Source organism: Streptomyces sp. NC-S4 (genome assembly GCF_054353315.1).
Map to the genome: position 1 here is coordinate 4,188,475 of NZ_CM135937.1, position 20,211 is coordinate 4,208,685.

17 protein-coding genes, 2 tRNA genes, 1 rRNA gene, 1 other RNA gene and 1 pseudogene are annotated in these 20,211 nt (G+C 72.6%); 12 read left to right on the forward strand and 10 right to left on the reverse strand.

What is annotated here, in order from left to right; genetic code table 11:
* Positions 1–7: 7 nt before the first annotated feature.
* The 3 genes from ACXNSR_RS18525 (at position 8) to ACXNSR_RS18535 (ending at position 1,951) form a co-directional block, all read left to right on the forward strand.
* Positions 8–1,246 carry a sensor histidine kinase gene (locus ACXNSR_RS18525; protein ID WP_458643339.1) on the forward strand — a complete coding sequence of 413 codons (1,239 nt, stop codon included), beginning with the start codon at positions 8–10 and terminating at the stop codon, positions 1,244–1,246.
* Positions 1,243–1,854, forward strand: coding sequence for a response regulator transcription factor (locus tag ACXNSR_RS18530; RefSeq protein ID WP_030009443.1), 612 nt, complete (start codon positions 1,243–1,245; stop codon positions 1,852–1,854). The genes ACXNSR_RS18525 and ACXNSR_RS18530 overlap by 4 nt, the downstream gene beginning before the upstream one ends.
* 24 nt (positions 1,855–1,878) lie before the next feature.
* Positions 1,879–1,951 (forward strand) — tRNA-Gly (locus ACXNSR_RS18535).
* 49 nt (positions 1,952–2,000) lie between these two features.
* Here ACXNSR_RS18535 and ACXNSR_RS18540 read toward each other — a convergent pair.
* From ACXNSR_RS18540 to ffs, 6 genes are all read right to left on the reverse strand, one after another.
* A complete protein-coding gene (locus tag ACXNSR_RS18540) occupies positions 2,001–2,906 on the reverse strand; it encodes a phosphoribosylaminoimidazolesuccinocarboxamide synthase (protein WP_458643077.1) in 906 nt (301 codons plus the stop codon).
* A gap of 142 nt (positions 2,907–3,048) precedes the next feature.
* A complete protein-coding gene (locus ACXNSR_RS18545; RefSeq protein ID WP_458643078.1) occupies positions 3,049–4,536 on the reverse strand; it encodes a N,N-dimethylformamidase beta subunit family domain-containing protein in 1,488 nt (495 codons plus the stop codon).
* 225 nt (positions 4,537–4,761) lie between these two features.
* Positions 4,762–6,561 carry a M48 family metalloprotease gene (locus tag ACXNSR_RS18550; RefSeq protein WP_458643079.1) on the reverse strand — a complete coding sequence of 600 codons (1,800 nt, stop codon included), beginning with the start codon at positions 6,559–6,561 and terminating at the stop codon, positions 4,762–4,764.
* Between the two features lie 288 nt (positions 6,562–6,849).
* Positions 6,850–8,103 (reverse strand): phosphoribosylamine--glycine ligase, encoded by a 1,254-nt coding sequence (gene purD / locus ACXNSR_RS18555; RefSeq protein WP_458643080.1) that lies wholly within the window; start codon positions 8,101–8,103, stop codon positions 6,850–6,852.
* Positions 8,104–8,163: 60 nt separating this feature from the next.
* Positions 8,164–10,335, reverse strand: a complete 2,172-nt coding sequence (locus ACXNSR_RS18560) for a DNA polymerase III subunit gamma and tau (RefSeq protein ID WP_458643081.1) — start codon at positions 10,333–10,335, stop codon at positions 8,164–8,166.
* A gap of 77 nt (positions 10,336–10,412) precedes the next feature.
* An RNA gene (gene ffs / locus ACXNSR_RS18565) (signal recognition particle sRNA small type) lies at positions 10,413–10,511 on the reverse strand.
* Between the two features lie 118 nt (positions 10,512–10,629).
* Between ffs and ACXNSR_RS18570 the strand changes: the two genes are divergently transcribed.
* The 4 genes from ACXNSR_RS18570 (at position 10,630) to rrf (ending at position 12,121) form a co-directional block, all read left to right on the forward strand.
* Positions 10,630–10,717, forward strand: a tRNA-Ser gene (locus ACXNSR_RS18570).
* A 384-nt stretch (positions 10,718–11,101) separates the two neighbouring features.
* Positions 11,102–11,317, forward strand: coding sequence for a type II toxin-antitoxin system VapB family antitoxin (locus ACXNSR_RS18575; protein WP_309548726.1), 216 nt, complete (start codon positions 11,102–11,104; stop codon positions 11,315–11,317).
* Complete coding sequence (locus tag ACXNSR_RS18580) at positions 11,314–11,736, forward strand: PIN domain-containing protein (RefSeq protein WP_458643082.1); 423 nt, start codon at positions 11,314–11,316, stop codon at positions 11,734–11,736. Before ACXNSR_RS18575 ends, ACXNSR_RS18580 begins: the two co-directional genes overlap by 4 nt.
* Positions 11,737–12,004: 268 nt before the next feature.
* Positions 12,005–12,121 (forward strand): 5S ribosomal RNA (rrf, locus tag ACXNSR_RS18585).
* A gap of 162 nt (positions 12,122–12,283) precedes the next feature.
* On the opposite strand, the pseudogene ACXNSR_RS18590 reads toward rrf, so the two are convergent.
* The 4 genes and pseudogenes from ACXNSR_RS18590 to ACXNSR_RS18605 all read right to left on the reverse strand — a co-directional run.
* Positions 12,284–13,198, reverse strand: a pseudogene (locus ACXNSR_RS18590) (hydroxyacid dehydrogenase); the annotation flags it as partial.
* 61 nt (positions 13,199–13,259) lie between these two features.
* Entirely contained in the window at positions 13,260–15,143 is a 1,884-nt protein-coding gene (locus ACXNSR_RS18595; protein WP_458643083.1) for an AfsR/SARP family transcriptional regulator, read from the reverse strand.
* Between the two features lie 58 nt (positions 15,144–15,201).
* A complete protein-coding gene (locus ACXNSR_RS18600; RefSeq protein WP_458643084.1) occupies positions 15,202–15,369 on the reverse strand; it encodes a hypothetical protein in 168 nt (55 codons plus the stop codon).
* A gap of 217 nt (positions 15,370–15,586) precedes the next feature.
* The gene (locus ACXNSR_RS18605; RefSeq protein ID WP_458643085.1) at positions 15,587–15,883 is read right to left on the reverse strand and encodes a hypothetical protein; all 297 of its coding nucleotides are present in this window, start codon (positions 15,881–15,883) and stop codon (positions 15,587–15,589) included.
* 179 nt (positions 15,884–16,062) lie between these two features.
* On the opposite strand from ACXNSR_RS18605, the gene ACXNSR_RS18610 reads away from it, so the two are divergent.
* The 5 genes from ACXNSR_RS18610 to ACXNSR_RS18630 all read left to right on the forward strand — a co-directional run bounded on the left by ACXNSR_RS18610 (position 16,063) and on the right by ACXNSR_RS18630 (position 20,186).
* On the forward strand, positions 16,063–17,061 hold the full coding sequence (locus ACXNSR_RS18610; protein ID WP_458643086.1) for a LuxR C-terminal-related transcriptional regulator: 999 nt from the start codon (positions 16,063–16,065) through the stop codon (positions 17,059–17,061).
* Between the two features lie 104 nt (positions 17,062–17,165).
* Entirely contained in the window at positions 17,166–18,212 is a 1,047-nt protein-coding gene (gene sbnA, locus ACXNSR_RS18615; protein ID WP_458643087.1) for a 2,3-diaminopropionate biosynthesis protein SbnA, read from the forward strand.
* Positions 18,200–19,219 carry a 2,3-diaminopropionate biosynthesis protein SbnB gene (sbnB, locus tag ACXNSR_RS18620; protein ID WP_458643088.1) on the forward strand — a complete coding sequence of 340 codons (1,020 nt, stop codon included), beginning with the start codon at positions 18,200–18,202 and terminating at the stop codon, positions 19,217–19,219. The genes sbnA and sbnB overlap by 13 nt, the downstream gene beginning before the upstream one ends.
* Before the next feature lie 2 nt (positions 19,220–19,221).
* Entirely contained in the window at positions 19,222–19,443 is a 222-nt protein-coding gene (locus tag ACXNSR_RS18625) for an MbtH family protein (protein ID WP_458643089.1), read from the forward strand.
* Positions 19,440–20,186, forward strand: coding sequence for a thioesterase II family protein (locus ACXNSR_RS18630; RefSeq protein ID WP_458643090.1), 747 nt, complete (start codon positions 19,440–19,442; stop codon positions 20,184–20,186). The genes ACXNSR_RS18625 and ACXNSR_RS18630 overlap by 4 nt, the downstream gene beginning before the upstream one ends.
* Positions 20,187–20,211 lie beyond the last annotated feature (25 nt).

Here is a 20,211-nt window from a genome sequence, read left to right on the forward strand (position 1 = left end):
GTCGAAGATGACCGGGTGGTGGAAGAACCGCAGCAGTGCGGGGAAGGTCGAGCTGTACACGCGGTGGTCGTTCCACCTGTTCGTGCTCATCGAGATCACGTCGTTCGGACTGCCGGCGTTGGGAGCCGCCGCCGAGGACCCCTCCGACCTGGCGCTGCCCCTCTCGCTCTTCATGCTGCTGTGCGTCCATGCGGTGCTGTGCGGGGTGCTCTCCTCCGAGGCGCTCACCTGGGTGGTGGGGCGGCGCGAACGCCCCACCCGGCTGGCCGCGACCACGGCCTCCCTGACGGCCGCTGCCGTCCTGGGCATCCTCGCCCTGAAGGCGGCCGGAAGGATCGACGAGCCGGCGCTGGCTCCGATGCTGGTGCTGGGGCTCACCTGTTTCACGACCGGATCGCTCGTGCTCTGCATGCAATCGGTGCGGAACATGCGCTACGTCGCCCCGGTCGCGGCGACCGGGACGGGGGTGGCCGTGCTCGCCCTGGGCCTGCCGGCCACACATGCTCTGGGTTACTTCCTCGGGGTGCTGCTGTGCTGCCTGTTCTTCACCGCCACCAGCGGGTTCTCGGCCTGGCTGCTGCGGACCGTGCACGAGCTCGACCAGGCCCGCGAGGTCCAGGCACGCCTCGCGGTGGCGGAGGAGCGGCTGCGCTTCGGCCGCGACCTGCACGACGTGATGGGCCGCAACCTCGCGGTGATCGCGCTCAAGAGCGAGCTGGCGATACAGCTGGCCCGGCGCGAACGTCCGGAGGCGGTCGAGCAGATGATCGAGGTTCAGCGGATCGCCCAGGAGTCCCAGCGGGAGGTACGCGACGTGGTGCGGGGCTACCGGGAGGCCGACCTCGCGGTGGAACTGGAGGGCGCGCGCGGGGTGCTCAGCGCGGCCGGAATGGACTGCCGCGTGGACTTCCGGGCCGCTCGGGGCAGGGAGCTGCCGTCCGAGGTCCAGTCGGCCCTCGGCTGGGTGGTGCGGGAGGCGACGACGAACATCCTGCGGCACGGGGACGCGCACCGCTGCCTGATCCGGCTGACCGCCGAGGAGGCGGGCTCCGTGACGCTGGTGGTGGAGAACGACGGGGCACCCGAGGCCCCGGCCGGGCCGCCGGGCTCGGGTCTGGCCGGGCTGCGGGAACGGCTCGCGGCCCTGGAAGGGACCTTGGAGGCGGGACCGGTCGGCGACGGCCGCTTCCGGCTGCTGGCACGGATCCCGGACCGACGACAGCAAGAACTGGAGGTGCGGGCGTGAGCCCCGTACGCGTACTGCTCGCCGACGACGAGCACTTGATCCGCGGGGCGCTGGCCGCGCTGCTCGCGCTGGAGGACGACCTGCTGGTCGTCGCGGAGGCGGCCTCGGGCCCCGAGGCGCTGGCGATGGCGCGGGCGCACCGGCCGGACGTGGCGGTGCTGGACCTGCAGATGCCGGGGGCAGACGGTGTGAGTGTCGCCACATCCCTGCGGGCCGAACTGCCCGGCTGCAAGACCATGATCGTGACCAGTCACGGCCGTCCCGGGCACCTGAAGAGGGCCCTGGCGGCGGGGGTGCGGGCCTTCGCCCCGAAGACCGTTTCGGCGCAGCGGCTGGCCGAGCTGATCCGGACCGTGCACGCCGGAGGCCGTTATGTGGACCCGGAGTTGGCGGCCGACGCGATCAGCGCGGGGGACTCGCCGCTGACCGCCCGGGAGGCGGAGGTGCTCGAACTCGCGGCGGACGGGGCACCGATCGCGGAGATCGCGGAGCGGGCCTCGCTGTCGCAGGGGACGGTACGGAACTACCTGTCCTCGGCGGCGACGAAGCTGGGCGCGGAGAACCGGCACACGGCAGTGCGTCTCGCCCGCGAGCGAGGTTGGGTATAGTAGTTCTCGCGTTACGGCGCACCTGCGGACATAGCTCAGTTGGTAGAGCACCACCTTGCCAAGGTGGATGTCGCGCGTTCGAGTCGCGTTGTCCGCTCTGTAACGAAGAAGCCCCCGGTCCTCGGACCGGGGGCTTCTCTCGTTTCCTACGACCAGGACTGGCCGGTGAGGCGCTCGAAGGCCTCGATGTACTTGGCGCGGGTCCGGTCGACGACCTCCGCGGGCAGGGCCGGCGGCGGGAGCTCGCTCTTGCGGTCCCAGCCGGAGGCCGGGGAGGCCAGCCAGTCGCGGACGTACTGCTTGTCGAAGGAGGGCTGCGAACGGCCCGGCTCCCAGGCGTCGGCCGGCCAGAAGCGGGAGGAGTCCGGGGTCAGCACCTCGTCCGCGGCGACCAGGGTGCCGTCCTTCGGGTCGAAACCGAACTCGAACTTGGTGTCCGCCAGGATGATCCCGCGCTCGCGCGCGATCTCCCGGGCGCGGCTGTACACGGCGAGCGTGGTCTGGCGCAGCAGTGCCGCCGTCTCGGGGCCGGCGGTGCGCGCGACCTCCTCGTAGGAGACGTTCTCGTCGTGCTCGCCGACCTCGGCCTTCGCGGCCGGGGTGAAGATCGGGGCGGGCAGCTCGGAGCCGTCCACGAGCCCCTCGGGGAGGGCCAGCCCGCAGACGGTGCGGGTCCGGTCGTACTCGACGAGGCCGGAGCCGGTGAGGTAGCCGCGGGCCACGCACTCGACCGGGACCATGTCGAGGTTCTTGCAGATCAGGGTGCGGCCGGCCCAGTCGGCGGGGGCGCCGGCGGGCAGGTCGGTGGAGATCACGTGGTTCGGGACGAGGTCCGCGAGCTGGTCGAACCACCACAGGGAGAGCTGCGTCAGGACACGGCCCTTGTCCGGGATCTCGGTGGGCAGCACCCAGTCGAAGGCGGACATGCGGTCGCTGGCGACCATGACGAGGCGGCCGTCCTCGTCACGGTAGAGGTCGCGCACCTTGCCGGTGTGGAGGTGGACGAGGCCCGGAACCTGAACCGGCTCGGGCTTTTCGACGAATCCGGACACGGGGTCTCCCTGTAGATCTGTATGAGCGCACCCCGATTCTCCCGCACCGGGCCCGGTCCGGCGGACCGGGGTGTTCCGGCCCCCGGGTCCGCGATGGGTCGGTGGCCGGTCGGTGGCCGGTCGGCGGTGGGCCGGCGGTGGGTCAGTCGTGCTTGCAGATCCGGTCGAGGAGGTTGGCCGTGGCCCGCTGCACGCGCTCGTCGACGTGGCCGGGGCGGTCGAGGGCCGGGGACCAGGCGAAGGTGCCGGAGGCGAAGACCAGCGCCCCGCTGGGCGCCCGGTAGAGGGAGGTCTCCTGGTGGCGGCGGTGGCCCTCGCTGTCGAGGTACGGGGAGTGCGCCAGCAGGATCCGGTCCTGGTGCTCGGGGAGCTGGGTGCGCGGGAAGTAGCGGTCGGCCTCACCCGCGACCAGGCCGGGCAGCTCGTCGTTCTCGCCCGCACCGGTGGAGTCCCAGAGCCAGTGGGTGGCGTTGCGCACGATCAGCGGCGCGGGTTCGGGGACCCGGCCCGCGTACTGGATGCCGAGCAGCTGCTGCTCGGGGCGGTCGACCTCGCGCCACAGGCTGGGGCGGCCCGGGCCGCGCCGTTTTCGGCAGGTGAGGAGCCGGTCGTCGACCCCGGAGGGCGACGGACCGAGCTCGACCTGCCAGTACATGGTGTTGGCGGAGAGGAAGACGAGCGAGGTGCCGTGCCGGCGGGCGCGCTCGACGGTGCGGCGCATGGGGGCCGACCAGTACTCGTCGTGGCCGGGGAAGACCAGGCCGCGGTAGCGGGTGGGGTCGACGCGGCCGGCGTGCAGGTCGCGGGTGTCGGCGTAGGCGATGTCGTAGCCGTAGCGCTCGGCCCAGCGGATGAAGTCGTAGGCGTGGCCGACGTGCAGGGGCAGGCCCGCGCCCGCGTAGGGGCGGTCGAAGGACACGGTGATGGCGGCGTCCTGCTCGCCGAGCAGCCGGCCCTCCTCGTCCCAGGCGTGGTAGAGGCTGGCGCCGCTGCGGCCGTCCTCCGGATAGAGGTTGTAGGCCTGCCAGGTGATGTCGGGGAGCAGGAGCAGGAGGTCGGCGGGATGGTCGTCGCGGACCGTGAAGGGGATGTGGGAGCGGTAGCCGTCGGCGGTGGTGAGAACGGCGACGTACGCGCCCACGCTCCAGTACGAGGGGACCTGCAGGCGCCAGGACAGCCACCAGTGGTGGCAGGAGACGGTGCGGTCGGCGGCGAGCGGGGCCGGCTGGACGATGCCGGAGAGCCGGGGGCTGGTGGTGATCTTGGAGGCTCCGTCGCCGCCGTAGTGGCCGATCCGGTAGACGTCGACGGAGAACTGCTGGGGCGGGTCGACGGTGATGTGGAAGTCGATGGCCTCGCCGGGGGCGACGCCGCCGGTGGAGGCGAAGCCCTTGATCTGGCGGTGCACGTCGTCGGCGGTGCGGGGGCCGCCGTTGCCGCGGGCGCGGGGGATCTGGCCGGTACCGGCGGCCGCGGCGGCGGGGTCCACGTACCAGGGGACGACCTGGCCGGTGTCGTCGAAGTAGAGCTCGCTGCCCCGGAACCAGGGCAGGGGGCCCTGCCCGAAGGGGTCGGACACCGCGTGCGCGAGCGCACCTGACTCCCAACGCCGGATCTGGTCGGCACCCATGACCGTTCCCCTCCCTCGATCCCCCCGAACGGGCGTACATCGCCTCGGTACGCGGCTCCCGGCCGAGCAGAAACGGTGTTTCTCGGTACCCGCTTCTGAACCGCCGGCCGCGACCGGTCCCAGCACATCACATAACGCACGCACTCCGTCACTGTTCGTCGCGAATTGACGTGATCGGAACACCGGCATCCGTTGCCGTCCGGCTGCCCGTACGCGCCTCCGGCCTCAGACCAGGCGGACCGGCTTCTCCGGACGGACGCCGAGGGCCGAGAGCCAGTCCCGCAGCGGCTCCGGGTTCCCCTCCTCGACCAGGGACAGCACGCGCGGCGCCAGATCGGAGCGGCGGTCACCGCCCACCAGCAGGACCGGCCCGTCGAGCCAGTCCAGCCCGGGGGCGGCCCCGGCCGAGTCCACGGCCGCGCAGCACACCATCGCCGTGACGTGGTCGGCCAGCAGGTCCCGGCCGCTGCGCGGCGGCTGGAGCGGGAACAGCGGGACGGCGTCCGCGCCGCGCGCCTTCCCGGCGTCGGCGGCCGGTCCGGCGGCCCGCTCCTCGCGGGCCAGCTCACCGGTGATCCGGCCGGCCAGCGCCTCACCGGCCGCGCCCTCGCCGCCGAGGTCGGTGAGGTAGCGCAGCACACGCTCCAGGGTGGGCCCGGCGAAGGCGTCCGCGGTGGGCGGGGCCGAGTCGGCGGCCGCGAGCGTGGCGGGGCCCGCCGCTCCGGCCGCACCCGGGGAGCCCGGGGAGTTCGCGGAGCCCGGCCGGGCCGCGGGGGCGGCCGGAGGGGGCGCCGCGGCCGGTGCGGGGGAGCCCGAAGGGCCCGCCGGCAGCCCCGCCGGGACGGCCAGGGCGTCCAGCGCCGCATGCAGGCGGGCCGCCTCCGTCCGCCACTTGCGGTCCACGACCTCCTCCGGATACGCCGTCCAGTCCACCGGGGACCAGTCCGGCCCGGCCTCGGCCGGACCTCCGTGGAACAGCCGCGCGGCCAGCAGCGAGGTCGCCTCGTCGATCAGCCCGGGCTGCTCCAGCAGGTCGCAGGCGGGGCGCTCGCCCAGCCGCGAGGTGAACCCCTCGGCCAGCCGGTCCCGCCGGGACAGCTCGGTCAGCGCGGAGACCACGCCGGCGTCGAGGTGCGCCGGCCATCGGCCCATCCGCCAGGCGGGCAGCGCGACCCGGGTCAGCAGCCGGTCCCAGCCCGCGTAGGCGAGGCCGACCTGCTCCTGGGCGACGATGCGCAGCCCGTAGTCCACACCCTGTGCACGCTCGGAGGCGGCCGCGGCCACCCCCCGCTCCATCTCGGCGGCGTCCGTGCGGCACAGCCGCAGCAGCAGCCGCGCCGGCGCGGCGATCCAGCCGAGGCCGCGCCTGCCGCCCACGTCCACGGCGGCGTCCAGGCCGCGCACGAAGCCGCGCGCGTCGGCTATGTCCGGGTGCGCGGAGGGGCCCGTACCGGCGACGACGGGCGCGAGGACCGCCCGCAGCTCCGCGACCCGCATCCACCACAGGAAGGGCGAGCCGATCACCAGCACCGGGGCCGCGCCCGGCTCGGACTCCGGCCCGCCGGATCCGGGCCCGGCGCCGAGGACGCGGGCGGCGCCGCGGCGGTGGGCCGCGTGGCTGCGGTCCTCCAGCCAGCTGTCGCAGTCCGGTGTCAGGGCTATGGCGGAGGGCGGCGGCACGTCCATCCGGTCGGCCAGGTCCCGCACCAGCCGGTACAGATCGGGCGCGGCGGCCTCCGAGAGGGGCACCGTCGGTGTCACGGCAGGGCTCGCCCGCAGCACCACCGCGGCGAAGGCACCGCCGACGAGCAGCACGATCACGGCGACCACGCACACCACGAGGGTCACCGTGGGCCAGGGATCACCGGCCAGCCGGCCCGTCGCCCGGGCGGCCACCAGGACCACCGCGAGGGCGGCGGGCAGCAGCCCGACGGCCGAGGCCCTGCTGCGCACGCGCAGCACGGCCAGAGCTCGGGAACGCGCGGACGGTACGCCCGCTTCCAAGATCGAACCGGTTCCGGACACGGCCGGACCTCACCCCCTCTGCCCTGCGGCGACGTTGCTCACTCCCCCACTGTGACACCCGCCACTGACATCGCAATGCCGGTGGGCCAAGTGCCGGAATGCTTGGCATCGCACCCTAGTTGGGGCACGCGCGGGCGTCAGGCAGACCGGTGGACGATCACCCGATGGAATGGCTTTGGGTAAAGCTGGCTGCGTTCGAACGCGGCCGGATGCAGTCGCACGCGGACACGCCCGCGGGCCCGGGCGCACGAGGTGCGCACCGGGCCCGCGGGTCTGCGGAGCCGCTGGTCAGCGGCCCTCGGCGGCCTTGGCCGCAATATCCGTACGGTGCTGCGAGCCGTCGAGACGGATGCGCGCCACCGCCTTATACGCCTTCTCGCGCGCCTGCGCCAGGTCGGAACCGGTCGCCGTCACCGACAGCACGCGGCCGCCGGCGCTGACCACCGTGTCGCCCTCGTGCCGGGTCCCGGCGTGCAGCACGTAGGCGTCCGGCCCGTCCTCGGCGGCCACCTCGGCCAGGCCCTCGATCGGGTCCCCGGTGCGGGGGGTCCCGGGGTAGTTGTGGGAGGCGATGACCACCGTGACGGCCGCGTCCTCGCGCCAGACCAGCGGGGGTACGGCGTCCAGGGTGCCCTTGGCCGCGCCCAGCAGCACGCCGGCGAGCGGCGTGCGCAGCCGGGCCAGGACGACCTGGGTCTCGGGGTCGCCGAAGCGCGCGTTGAACTCGATGACGCGGGTACCGCGGCTGGTGATCGCGAGGCCCGCGTAGAGCAGCCCGGAGAAGGGCGTGCCGCGGCGGCGGAGCTCGTCGACGGTCGGCTGGAGGACCAGTTCCATGACCTCGTCGACCAGCTTCGGGTCGGCCCAGGGCAGCGGGGAGTACGCGCCCATGCCGCCGGTGTTGGGGCCCTCGTCGCCGTCCAGGGCGCGCTTGAAGTCCTGCGCCGGCTGGAGCGGGACCACGGTGACGCCGTCGGTGATGGCGAAGAGCGATACCTCGGGCCCGTCGAGGTACTCCTCGATGACCACCCGGTCGCAGGCGAGCGCGTGCGCGCGGGCGGCGGCGAGGTCCTCGGTGACCACGACGCCCTTGCCGGCGGCGAGGCCGTCGTCCTTGACGACGTACGGGGCGCCGAAGGCGTCGAGGGCCTCGTCCACCTCTTCGGGGGTGGTGCAGACGTAGCTGCGCGCGGTCGGGACCCCGGCCGCGGCCATCACGTCCTTGGCGAAGGCCTTGGAGCCTTCGAGCTGCGCCGCCTCGGCGGACGGGCCGAAGACGGGGATCCCGGCGGCACGCACGGCGTCGGCGACGCCCGCGACCAGCGGGGCCTCCGGGCCGACGACGACCAGCTCGGCTTCGAGTTCGGTGGCGAGAGCGGCGACGGCGCCGCCGTCGAGGGCGTCGACCGGGCGGAGCTCGGCCACCTCGGCGATGCCGGCGTTGCCGGGAGCGCAGTACAGCGCGGAGACGGCGGAGTCGAGGGACAGAGAGCGGCACAGGGCGTGTTCGCGGGCGCCGCCGCCGATGACGAGGACCTTCACGCTGCTCAGCCTAGCCGGGACCGGGCGGTCGTCTTCGTGCGGCCACCCAATCAGGACCGGCTACTCGTTCGTGTATTCCTCCACAACGGTGGCTCCGAGCTCGCGCACGATCAGGTCGTGCCCGGTCAGGGCGCTCTCGACGAGGTCGGGGTCGTCCTCCTCCGCGAAGTCGTCCTCGGGGGCGACCGGCGGGGGCGCCTGCTGTACGGGGGGCTGCGGAGCGGGGGCCGACTGCTGGGGCTGCTGCGGCGCGTACGGCGGGGCGGCCGGAGCCTGCGGGGCGGGCGCCTGCGGCTGCGCCGGGGCCGGCGGCGGGCTGTAGGCGGGGGCGGCCGGGGCCCCGTACGAGGAGCCGTACGAGGAGGGCTGGACCGGGGCCGGGGCTCCGCCGCCGACGACGGCCTCGATCTTCCAGTTGACCTGGAACTGCTCGGCCAGGACCGCCTTCAGGACGTCCTCGCTGCCGCTGCTGGCGAAGTTGTCGCGGGCTCCGGCGTTGGGGAAGCCCAGCTGGAGGGTGGTCCCGTCGAAGCCGGTGACCTGGGCGTTCTGGCTGAGCAGGATCCAGGTGAAGCGGCGGCGGTTCTTGACGGCGTCCAGCACGCCGGGCCACATCGCCTGGACCTGCCCGGCTCCGGCGGCCATGCCGGGGGAGGGCGCGGGGGCCGCGGCGGCCGGGGCAGGAGCGGCGGCCGGGGCGGCGGGCGCGGGAGCGGGGGCGGGAGCGGCGGACGCGCTGGGCCAGGCACCCGCGGCGGCCGGTGCCGCGGCGCCGGGCCAGGCACCGGGCGCACCGCTCCCGGGCTGCGCGGCGCCGGGCCAGGCGCCGGGGGCGGCCGGGGCGGGGGCGGCCGGGGCGGGAGCGGGGGCCGGAGCGGCCCGGACCGGCTCGGGAGCCTGCACCGGGGCGGGTGCGGGAGCCGGGGCCTGAGTGGGTGCGGGGGCGGCGGCGCGCGCGGCGGCCGCGCCGCCACCGGGACCGGCGGGCGCCATGGCATGCGCCTCGGGCCCGGGCACGTACCCCATGGCGGGCGCGGCGGCCGGCGGCGCGGCGAAGGCCGCGGCGGCGGGCGGGCCGCTGCGCTCCAGCCGGTCGAGCCGGGCCTGGAAGGACCGCTCGTCGTCGAAGGCGGCGGGCAGCAGCACCCGGGCGCAGATCAGCTCCAGCTGCAGCCGCGGCGAGGTCGCGCCCCGCATCTCGGTGAGCCCTGCGTTGACCAGATCGGCGGCGCGCGACAGCTCGGCGGCGCCGAAGACGGAGGCCTGGGCCTGCATCCGCTCCACGACATCGGCGGGGGCGTCGATCAGCCCCTTCTCCCCGGCGTCCGGCACGGCGGCCAGGATCACCAGGTCGCGCAGCCGCTCCAGCAGGTCGGCGACGAACCGGCGCGGGTCGTTCCCGCCCTCGACGACCCGGTCGACGACCTCGAACGCGGCGGCCCCGTCCCCGGCGGCGAAGGCGTCGACGACCGAGTCGAGCAGCGAGCCGTCGGTGTAGCCGAGCAGCGAGGTGGCCATGGCGTATGTCACACCGTCGTCGGCGGCGCCGGCGAGCAGCTGGTCCATGACGGACATCGAGTCACGCACGGAGCCCGCGCCGGCGCGCACGACCAGCGGCAGCACGCCGTCCTCGACCTTGGCACCCTCGCGCCCGCAGACCTCGCCCAGGTACTCGCGCAGGGTGCCGGGCGGCACGAGCCGGAAGGGATAGTGGTGCGTCCTGGACCGGATGGTCCCGATCACCTTCTCCGGCTCCGTGGTGGCGAAGATGAACTTGAGGTGCTCCGGCGGCTCCTCGACCACCTTCAGCAGGGCGTTGAAGCCCGCCGAGGTGACCATGTGGGCCTCGTCGATGATGTAGATCTTGTAGCGGCTGGACGCCGGCCCGAAGAACGCCTTCTCGCGCAGGTCACGGGCGTCGTCCACGCCACCGTGCGAGGCGGCGTCGATCTCGATGACGTCGATGGACCCCGGCCCGTTCCTGGCCAGGTCGCGGCAGGACTGGCACTCCCCGCAGGGGGTGGGGGTGGGACCCTGCTCACAGTTCAGGCACCGGGCGAGGATGCGCGCACTGGTGGTCTTGCCGCAGCCGCGCGGCCCGCTGAACAGGTACGCGTGATTGACCCGGTTGTTCCGCAGGGCCTGCATCAGCGGGGCAGTGACATGCTCCTGCCCGATGACCTCGGCGAACGACTCGGGGCGGTAGCGGCGGTACAGCGCAAGGGACGACACGTATACGAGGTTATCCGGGCCCACCGACATCAGCGGTCCGCCGAAGCCCCCGCAGGGCATCCGCAGGACGCCCCGGAACGCAAAGCGCCCCCCACGCACCCGCCAGAGCCCACTTACCCTTGCTGCCTTCCGGCCCTGGGGGAGTTGGGTGAGATAGCGCCACGTGAGGGGCTGGCCCCACCCTAGCGGATGGAGGGCCCCGGAATCGAGCCGGACCCCGACCGGATCCCGGCCGGACCTCCGCCCGACGATCACGTTCGCGAGCACCCCTCAACGTCTTGTATTGTTTGCCGCGGAGGATTCGCCTAGTGGCCTAGGGCGCACGCTTGGAAAGCGTGTTGGGGGCAACCCCTCACGAGTTCGAATCTCGTATCCTCCGCCAGCTCAGAGGCCCGGACCGCGCAAGCGGTCCGGGCCTCTGGCGTTTTCCCGTCCCGGTTTCCGTCTCGGTCGGCCGGTGCCCCCAGAGCGCCTTCCCCGGCCTGACCGGCGGCCCGCTGGAGGAGGGGCCCGGTCGCATGCATGCACCGGGCTCCCGTCTCAGGACTGCGTCGACCACCACATTCGGGACTCCGAGCAGGAGCAGGAGGGTCGCCGACCGCGGCTCGCGCCACTCCGGCCTGGCCAACGACGCCCGGACCCTTCGCCCCTCCATCCCGAGCGGGCTGCGGCACCGAGCCCCCCACCCACCAGGGAGAGATCCCGGCACAGCGATAAACCATCGAAGGTATACTTGTCTCCATAGTTGATATATGAGAGGTGTGCCATGAGTCGTACGGTGATCGACCTCGATGACGAGCTGGTCGCGGACGTGGCCAAGGCTCTGGGGACCAGCACCAAGAAGGAGACGGTCAACACCGCCCTGCGCGAGGTGCTGGAGAGCAGGCGGCGTGCGCTGGCCCTGACCCGCCTGCGCGCCGCGGCCGACGATGGCGCATTCGATCTGACGCTCTTCGAGGACAAGCGGAACTACCGACGGTGAACGCAGCGCTCTACCTGATCGACACCAGCGCCCTCGCCCGCTTCATGCGGGGCGACGCGGAGCAGTACGGCTGGGACCAGGCGTCAGCCGCCGGCCTGATCGCCACGTGCCCCGTCACGGAGCTGGAGTTCTTCTACAGCGCCCGGTCGGCAGCCGACCGGGCGCGCGGCATTGAGGACATGCGGCTGCTCTTCGGCTGGGTTCCTGTCGACGACCGCGCCTACGACCGCGCCTGGCAGGTCCAGGAGGCCCTCACCAAGCAGGGCAAGCACCGCAGCGCAGGTGCGGTCGACCTCGTCGTCGCAGCGACTGCCGAGTTGCAGGGGCTCACCCTCCTGCACTGTGACCACGACTTCGACGGCATCGCCGCGGTAACCGGCCAGCCCGTCCAGTGGTACGGCCCGGAGGGCCGCAAGTAGCCGAGCAGTAGTTGCAGTTCTGAGCGTGTTGGGGGCAACCCCTCACGAGTTCGAATCTCGTATCCTCCGCACTCGCCCGCCAGGGCAGCCGAAGGACCCGACCGCATCGCGGCCGGGTCCTTCGTCGTTCCGGGCGTGATGCGGACCCGAGGAGCCCGGCGGTACGTCACGGGCGCACGGCGGGCCGTCCGGGGGCGCTCGGGGCCCGCACCGGGACGTGTAGCATGTCCGTCAGACCACAGCGTGAAAGCGCATTCGGTCGAACCATTTCGGTGGTCACAGCGTTAGGGAAACGCCCGGTCACATTCCGAACCCGGAAGCTAAGCCTTTCAGCGCCGATGGTACTGCAGGGGGGACCCTGTGGGAGAGTAGGACGCCGCCGAATCAAACATGGAAAGCCCCACCCGGTTATTCGGGTGGGGCTTTCGCTTTGTTTCCAGCGGCGATCCGTATTCCGGGCAGGGCGCGGCACACCGGTGCGGCATTTCTTGCGGCGGCCGCCGCGCCGCCCTCCTCACGCTGCGTCCGGCGTCCCGGTGGCCGTCGGCTCGGGCAGGAGCGCCGCGAGGGCGGCGAGGGCGACCGTCGTACCCGCCCTGTCCTGGGCTTCCCGGGTGCCCGCGCCCAGGTGCGGGGTCACCGTGACGTTGTCCAGGCCGAACAGCGGGGAGTCGGTGCACGGTTCACGGCTGAAGACGTCCAGGGCCGCGCCGGCGATGCGCCCCGAGCTCAGCGCGGCATGCAGCGCGTCCTCGTCGACGATGCCGCCCCGGGCGACGTTGACGACGAGTGCCGTGGGCTTCATCCGCCCCAGCTCGGCCCCGCCGATGAGACCGGTGGTCTCCGGGGTCTTCGGCAGATGGACGGTGACGACGTCGGCACGGTGCAGCAGGTCGTCCAGGGACATGAGCTCGATCCCGTCCGGGGCGGCGCCGCGCCGGTACGGATCGTGGGCGACGATGTCCATGCCGAAGGCCGCCATCCGCTCGGCGACGAGGGTGCCGATGCGGCCGAGGCCGATGACACCGAGCGTCTTGCCGGACAGTTCGAAGCCCGTATGGCGACCGCGGGACCAGTCGCCCCGCTTCAGCGCGGTCCCGGCCGGGACGATGTTGCGCGCGGCCGCCATGATCAGCGCGCAGGTCAGCTCGGCGGCGGACACCACGTTCGCGGTGGGGGCGTTGGTCACCGCGATGCCGCGGCGGCCGGCCTCCCGGACATCGACGTTGTCCAGGCCGACGCCGGCCCGGCCGATGAACCTGAGGCGTTCGGCGCACCCGATGACCTCGGCGTCCACCGTCGTGGCGCTGCGGATGAGGAGTGCGTCCGCGTCGCGGACGGCGGCCAGCAGGGAGGGCCGGTCCGTGCCGTCGCAGCGGCGGACCTCGACGTCGGGACCGAGGGCTTCCAGTGCGGCGGGGGAGAGCGGGTCGGCGACGAGTACGACGGGTCTGGTGTTCACAGGGTTCCTCCGGTGCGTGGGGCACGCACAGGTCGTGGTTCGGGTCGGCCGGCGGGGCCGTTCAGGCCGCCGCGGGGGGCGCCAGGACGCGGTCCGGTCGGACGTCGCGGCGTCCCCAGGGGACGCGGTCCTCCCGCGGTACCTGCCCGGAGTAGTCGCATGCGTAGGAGAACCGCCCGTCCGGCGCGGGCGCGGAGGCGCTCAGGAGGTACAGCTCCACGAGTTCTTCGAGCAGGGATTCGGCATGGTGCTCGTCGGTGCCGAGGAGTACGGCAGCGGTTTCCGGGGTGATGCGCGCCGGGTCCCCCTGGGAGGCCAGGGTGTGGAAGGCCGCCCGGACGTCGGTGGGCACGGCCGCGAGCGTGCGGTCGAGCCCGGCCCGGGTGCCCAGCGGGTCCTCGTGGGCGTACGAGGAGCCGGTGATCCAGCTGATCGCCTGGCGTGCGGTCCAGTGCGGCCGCAGCCGGAGCTTCGACGTCACGGCGAAGAGCGCGCCGGGCAGTCCCTGGCAGAGCTCGGCCAGGGCACGGACCCCCTCAGGGTCCATCGTGATCCGGTGCTCCGGGACGGCGGTCAGCAGGATCTCCAGGCAGTCGTCGAGCGGGAGCCGGTCGAGGGTGATGTGCTCGGTGGCCGACGGGACGAACAGCCGCCTGCGGCCGCTGACCAGTGCTCCGCACCCCGTGCCGGAGGGCAGGAGCGGGGCGAGGTCCTCCGGCCGGGTCACGTCGTCCAGCACGACGAGGACGCGGCGGTCGGCGGTCCAGGTGCGGTAGAGCAGGCCGAGATCGGTGACGTCGAGTTCGAGCTGCTCCCCGGTGGCCCCGAGGCCGCGCAGGAAGGAACGCAGGATCTCGGCACGACCGACCGGCCGGCCGTCGTCGTCGAGCAGCCGGGCGAACAGCTGCCCGTCGGGGTAGTGGTCCCTGACCTGTTGGGCGGCGTGGAGGCAGAGCTCGCTCTTGCCCGACGAAGGACCGCCACCGGCGACGACGAGCGACCTCTCTCCTGCCGTCGGCCGGGGGGTCAGGGCACCGACCATGCGGACCAGCTGGCCCGTCCGGCCGGTGAGCCGGCCCTGCGGCGCGGGCACGTGGCACGGCGCCTGGACGGCGGGCGCGGAGAGGACCGCGGCCGCGCGCGGCGGGCGGGGTGCCGACAGCAGGGAGTCGTCCGAGTTGAGGATGGCCGTGTGCAGCGCCTGGAGTTCGGGTGAGGGGTCGAGGCCGAGTTCGTCGGCGATCGAGGTGCGGGCCCGCTGGAACACCCGTAGCGCGTCCGCCCTTCGGTCCGTCCGGTACAGCGCCGTCATCAGGCTGCGCTGGACGCCCTCGTTGGTGGGTTCCAGTGCCGCCAGGGACGTGAGCTCCCCCAGCAGCTCGTGGTGGCGGCCGAGGTGGAGGTCCGCCTCGATGCGCAGGTTCTTGGCACTGCCGTACAGCTCGGCGAGGCGCAGTGCTTCGGCCTCCAGGATGGCGCCCTTGCGTACGTCCACCAGGGCCGAGTCGCGCCACAGTGCCATGGCCGCGGACGCCGAGTCGCGGGCGCGCGGGTAGTCGCCCGCCTGGAATTCCCTGCGGCCCCGGGAGACGAGGGGTTCGAAGCGGAACGCATCCACGCGATCTCCGGCCAGGGTCAGCTGGTACCCACCGTCGATCGTGCTCAGTGAAGGCGTCTCGGCGTTCGTGCGGGAGCCGCCGCGTCGCGGGCTTCCGAGATCGAACTTCTTCCTGATCTGATAAATGTACGTCTGCAGTGCCGTGCTGGCGCTGACGGGTGGATTGTCTTCCCACAGTTCGTCGACGAGTTGGTGGGACCGCACCACCCTGTTCGCGTTCAGTGTCAGGACGGCGAGGATCTGACGCATTTTCTGCGCTGCGGGTGCGGTGTTGACGGGGCTTTCTCCGGCATAGATCTCGAACGACCCCAGAAGATTGACTCGCATTGAATCTCCATCCCGCACGAGTGCGGGTACTCGGGTTGAACTCCTGGCAGTCCGCGGGTCACTGCCAGCCGGCGTCGTAGCGGAACGTCTGGACGGAAGCGGCCATCGTGCGGGGGGTGGGCGACTGCCAGCCCGCGTCGTCCGCCAGGCTCCGGACCTGGTGCGCCGACGGCGCCTGACCCGCCTCGGCCGCACCCACCGCCATCGTCAGCACAGCGGCGGCCACGGCGACGAAACCTGCAACTCGACGAACCGTCATCATCTTTCTGTTCCCCCTCGTACGACTTTCTCCGGGATGCCGATCGGCCCCGACACCGAATATGGCCGGTGCACAAGGGTGGAGAGAAGGGCTCCGGGGAGGGGCAGAGCGGTCATGTCCGCATGTGGACAGGCCGAGGGTCGCCCGCTCGGTACGCATGGGTACGAATCAGCCCGCAGGGGGATCACCGGGCGGTGTCCGGCGCCAGGGAGACCGACGCCCGCAGCAGGGACCACTCCCCCAGCCACGGCCGCTCGTCCACGGCGCTCCACCAGGCCACGCGCGCCGCGGACTCGGCGAGCTCCGGTGCCGCGGACTTGAGGTAGACGCCGATGACCGGACCCGGGCCGTCCGCCGGGTGCACGGCGACGTGCAGGATCTCCGGGGTCCTCGCCGCGGCACCCGTGATGAGCGCCGCCACTTCCATGGGCAGCGCGGTGCCGGCCGGGTGCGGCGCCAGGTAGACGTGAACGAGGTACAAGATTTCGCCTAGGGTAAGAAAATGGACATTCTCGGTGCGCTCACCACGACGGTCCCCGTCGCTCCGGCGCCCGGCGCGGTAGCACCGCGCGTAACCCCCGTCACTGCTCGTACCTGGGCCTTCATGTAATCTCCGGGCTGGTTCGCACGCAGGGGATCGGACATTTCGGGGGAGTCCCAATGCTTTCTGGCCTGGGCATCGATTCGGTCGCGGAGGTCGTGTACCGGACCATGCTGTCCCGCCCGGAGGGAGGCGTCGCCGATTGGGCGGACTCCCTGGGTCTGCCGGCCGACGCGGTGCGTGATGCGCTCGACCGGTTGAGTCGGCTCGCGCTCGTCCGACGCTCGACAGAGGACCACACCCAGGTACGTCCGGTAAACCCCCTTCTCGGCCTGGAAGCCCTGCTCGCCCAGCAGCAGGCCGCGCTGGCCGCGCACCAGCAACGCGTCGAGGCGAGCCGCGCGGTGGTCGCGGAGACGATGGCCCAGTTCGCCCATCAGTACGCTCCTGGCGCCGGCTCGGGATTCCAGTACGTGGCGGGCGTCGACGCCATCAGGGAACAGATAGAGATCCTCACCACCCAAGTGCGCGAGGAGTTCCTGACGTTCGCCCCCGGGGGGCCGCAGACGCCGGAGAACATGGTCGCGTCACGCCCTCTCAACCTGCGGCTGCTCGAGCAGGGGATCCGCATGCGCACCGTCTACCTCGACAGCATCCGGCGTGATGCGCCCACCGTCGCCCACGCCGAATGGCTGGTCGCCCACGGGGGCATGATCCGTACCGCTCCCTCCCTGCCCAACCGTCTCATCCTCGTCGACCAGCGCATCGCCCTCATCGCGACGGACAGCCAGAACACCGGAGCGGGCGCGGTGATGGTGGAGAACGCGGGCACGATCACGCTGATCTCCGCGCTCTTCGAGTCCGTATGGCAGTCGGCACAGCCGCTGGGCGTGAGTCCCGAGCGGGCTCCGGAGGAACTGACCTCGCACCAGGCCGAGGTCCTGCGCCTGATGGCGCGCGGGCTCACCGACGACGCGATCGCCCACCAGCTCGGGGTCTCGGCCCGGACCGTGCGAAGGACCGTGTCGGGCCTGCTCACCCAGCTGGAGGCGCGCAGCCGCTTCCAGGCCGGTGTCGAGGCCGTACGCCGTGGCCACCTGGACGCCGCCGCCGAGTGAGGCGTGCCCGCGGCCGGGCCGGGCCGGGCGTCACCGGAGCCGCGGCGGGTCGTGCTTGAGTCGCGCTTGAGCCCGTCCGGAATTCGGCGTGCCAGAGTCGGATCATGGTTCAAAGACATGCCGACAAGGCGCTGGTCGAGCGAATCAAGCAGCTCCGCAACGGCCTGGCGGGGACCCCGCTGATTCCCCTCGAAGATGACGAACTGAATATTGTTGCCAAGCTGGAGTTCTGTAATCCGACCGGCAGCACCAAGGATCGCTCGGCGCTTTGGATCCTGGAACAGGCGATCGTCCGCGGAGAAATCCTCCACGGCACCACCGTCGTGGAATCCTCGTCCGGAAACTTCGCCCTGGCACTGGCCTTCTACTGCCGCCTGCTGGGTATTCCGTTCGTCCCGGTGATCGACCCCAACTGCAACGCGGGCACGGAAGAGCACCTGCGCACCCTGTGCCGACGGGTGGAGAGGGTGGTCGACCGGGACGCCACGGGCGGTTACCTGAAGACCCGCCTGTCCCGGGTCCAGGAACTGCTGACCGAGCTTCCCCATGCGTACTGGCCCAACCAGTACGCGAACCCGGACGCGCTCGAGGCGCACTACCGCTTCACCGCCGGAGAGCTGGTCAAGGACGCCGGCGTGATCGACTACCTGTTCGTCGGTGTGGGCACCGGTGGCACCATCGCGGGGGTCTCCCGCAGGGTCAAGGAAGAGTTCCCGCAGTGCGTCGTGGTGGCCGTGGACACCGAAGGATCGGTGATCTTCGGCGGGCCGCCCCGGAAGCGCAGCATCCCCGGCATCGGATCCAGCATCGTGCCGCCGCTGTGCGAGCAGGCACTGATCGACGACGTCGAGATCGTCTCCGAGGTCCGGGCCGCCGAGAGCTGCCATGAACTGCTCGCCCGCTACGGGCTGTTCGCCGGCGGATCGACGGGCAGCATCTACGCCGCGATCCGGAGCTACTTCGCACGCAACCGGCCCACCGGGCACCGCCCCACCGTGGCCTTCCTCGCCGCGGACCGCGGGCACGCCTACCTCAAGACCGTTTACGACCACGACTGGCTCCAGCGACTGCGCGCGGAGGATGCGCTGCACTCCGCCCTCGCACAGGACCGGCCGAGCACCGAAGGAGAACAGCTCATATGCACGCCATGACCCCGCCGACCATGACGGTGATCGACGCGGCCTCCGTCGCCGCGGAGGTCGAGGGCAGCCGTCCGGAGATCCTGGAAGTGGTCCGCGCCGCCTATCTGGCGCACGACGCCGGCCAGAGCTCCAATCCGCACAGCTCCTTCCTCCGGTTCCCCCACCAGGACCGCTCCCGCGTCATCTCCCTGCCCGCCTACCTCGGTGGCGAGTTCGACGTCGCGGGCAACAAGTGGATCGCCAGCTTCCCCGACAACACCCGGCACGGGATCCCGCGGGCCTCGGCCACCCTGATCCTCAACGACTGCACCAACGGGTTCCCGTTCGCCTGCATGGAGTCCTCGATCATCTCCGCCACCCGTACCGCGGCCTCCGCGGTGCTCGGCGCCGAGGCGCTGCTCGGTGAACGGCGGGCCCGCAGGGTCGGCGTCGTCGGCACCGGCCTGATCGCCCAGCACGTGTGGAAGTTCCTGCGGGACCTGGGCTGGGAGATCGCCGCCTTCCGGCTCTTCGACCTCGACCGGGACGCCGCCGAACGCTACGGCAGGGTCATCGCGAAGGACTCCACGGCCGAGGTGGAGATCGCCGACCGCGTCGAGGACGCGTTCACCGACTGCGACCTGGTCGTGCTCACCACCGTCGCGGGCGAGCCGCACCTGCACGATCCGCAGCTCGTGGCACACGGGCCGGTGGTGCTCCACCTCTCGCTGCGCGACCTCGCCCCCGAAGTGGTCCTCGCCGCGCAGAACTTCACCGACGACGTGGACCACGCCGTGCGCGAGCGCACCTCGCTGCACCTGACCGAGCAGCGGACCGGCAACCGCGACTTCATCGACGGAACCATCGGCGACCTGCTCACCGGGCGGGCCGCCAAGGAGGCCGGACGCCCCGCGGTCTTCGCCCCGTTCGGCCTCGGCGTGCTGGACCTCGCCGTCGGCAAGTGGGTGCACGACCGGGTGGTCGCGGCCGGCAAGGGCTACCGTGCGGCCGGCTTCTTCGACGGCGTGGAGGCCTGATCATGAGCAGCCGCGAAGAGCGCTACGTGACCGTCGTCAACCACGAGGAGCAGTACTCGATCTGGTTCGCCGACCGCGCCCTGCCCGCCGGCTGGACGGCGGTCGGCGGCGAGGGCACCAGGCAGGAGTGCCTCGCCCGCATCGAAGAGGTGTGGACCGACCTGACGCCGCGCTCCGCGCGGGTCGCGCCGTCCCCGTCCGGGGCAGGGGTACCGGCGCGATGAGCACCCAGACCGTCGCCGCGCCGCTGTGGCTGCGCGGCCTGGACAGCCGGGAGCGGACGGCGGACCGCCGCCTGTTCGTGTTCCCCCATGCCGGCGCCGGCGCCTCCGCCTACCAGCTGGCCGACCACTTCCCGGACCGTGTCGAGGTGTGCTCCGTGCAGCTGCCCGGCCGGGAGAACCGGTTCGCCGAGCCGTGCCTGTTCTCCGTGGACGCCGTGGTGGACGAGCTGGCACCGCTGATCGCGGGGTGCTCGGAGCTGCCCTTCGCCTTCTTCGGACACAGCATGGGCGCGCTGCTCGCCTTCGCGGTGGCCCACCGGCTGCGCGAGACGGGGGCGCGGCTGCCCGCCCGGCTGTTCCTGTCCGCGATGCGCGCGCCGCACGTGCCGGACCGGGACGAGCTGCACGCCCTGCCGGACGCCGACCTGCTGGCACGGCTCGGGCGTGCCGAGCTGGCCGGCCTCGATCCCGAGCTCCAGGAGCTGCTGCTCCCCATGGTGCGCGCGGATCTGACCGTGTGCGAGACGTACGAGCCCTCGTACGAGGTGCCGCTGCCCTGCCCGTTCACCGTGCTCGGCGGCTCCGAGGACGAGACCGTCCGCGCCGCGGAGCTGGCCGCCTGGCGCCAGCACACGACGGGCGGGTTCGAACTGCGGATGTTCCCGGGCGATCACCTCTACGTGCGCGGCGCGCAGCAGCGGCTGGCGGAGTCGATCGCGCACACCGCCCCCGCCTGGAGTTGACGGACGTCCCCCTCTGGGGTTGAGA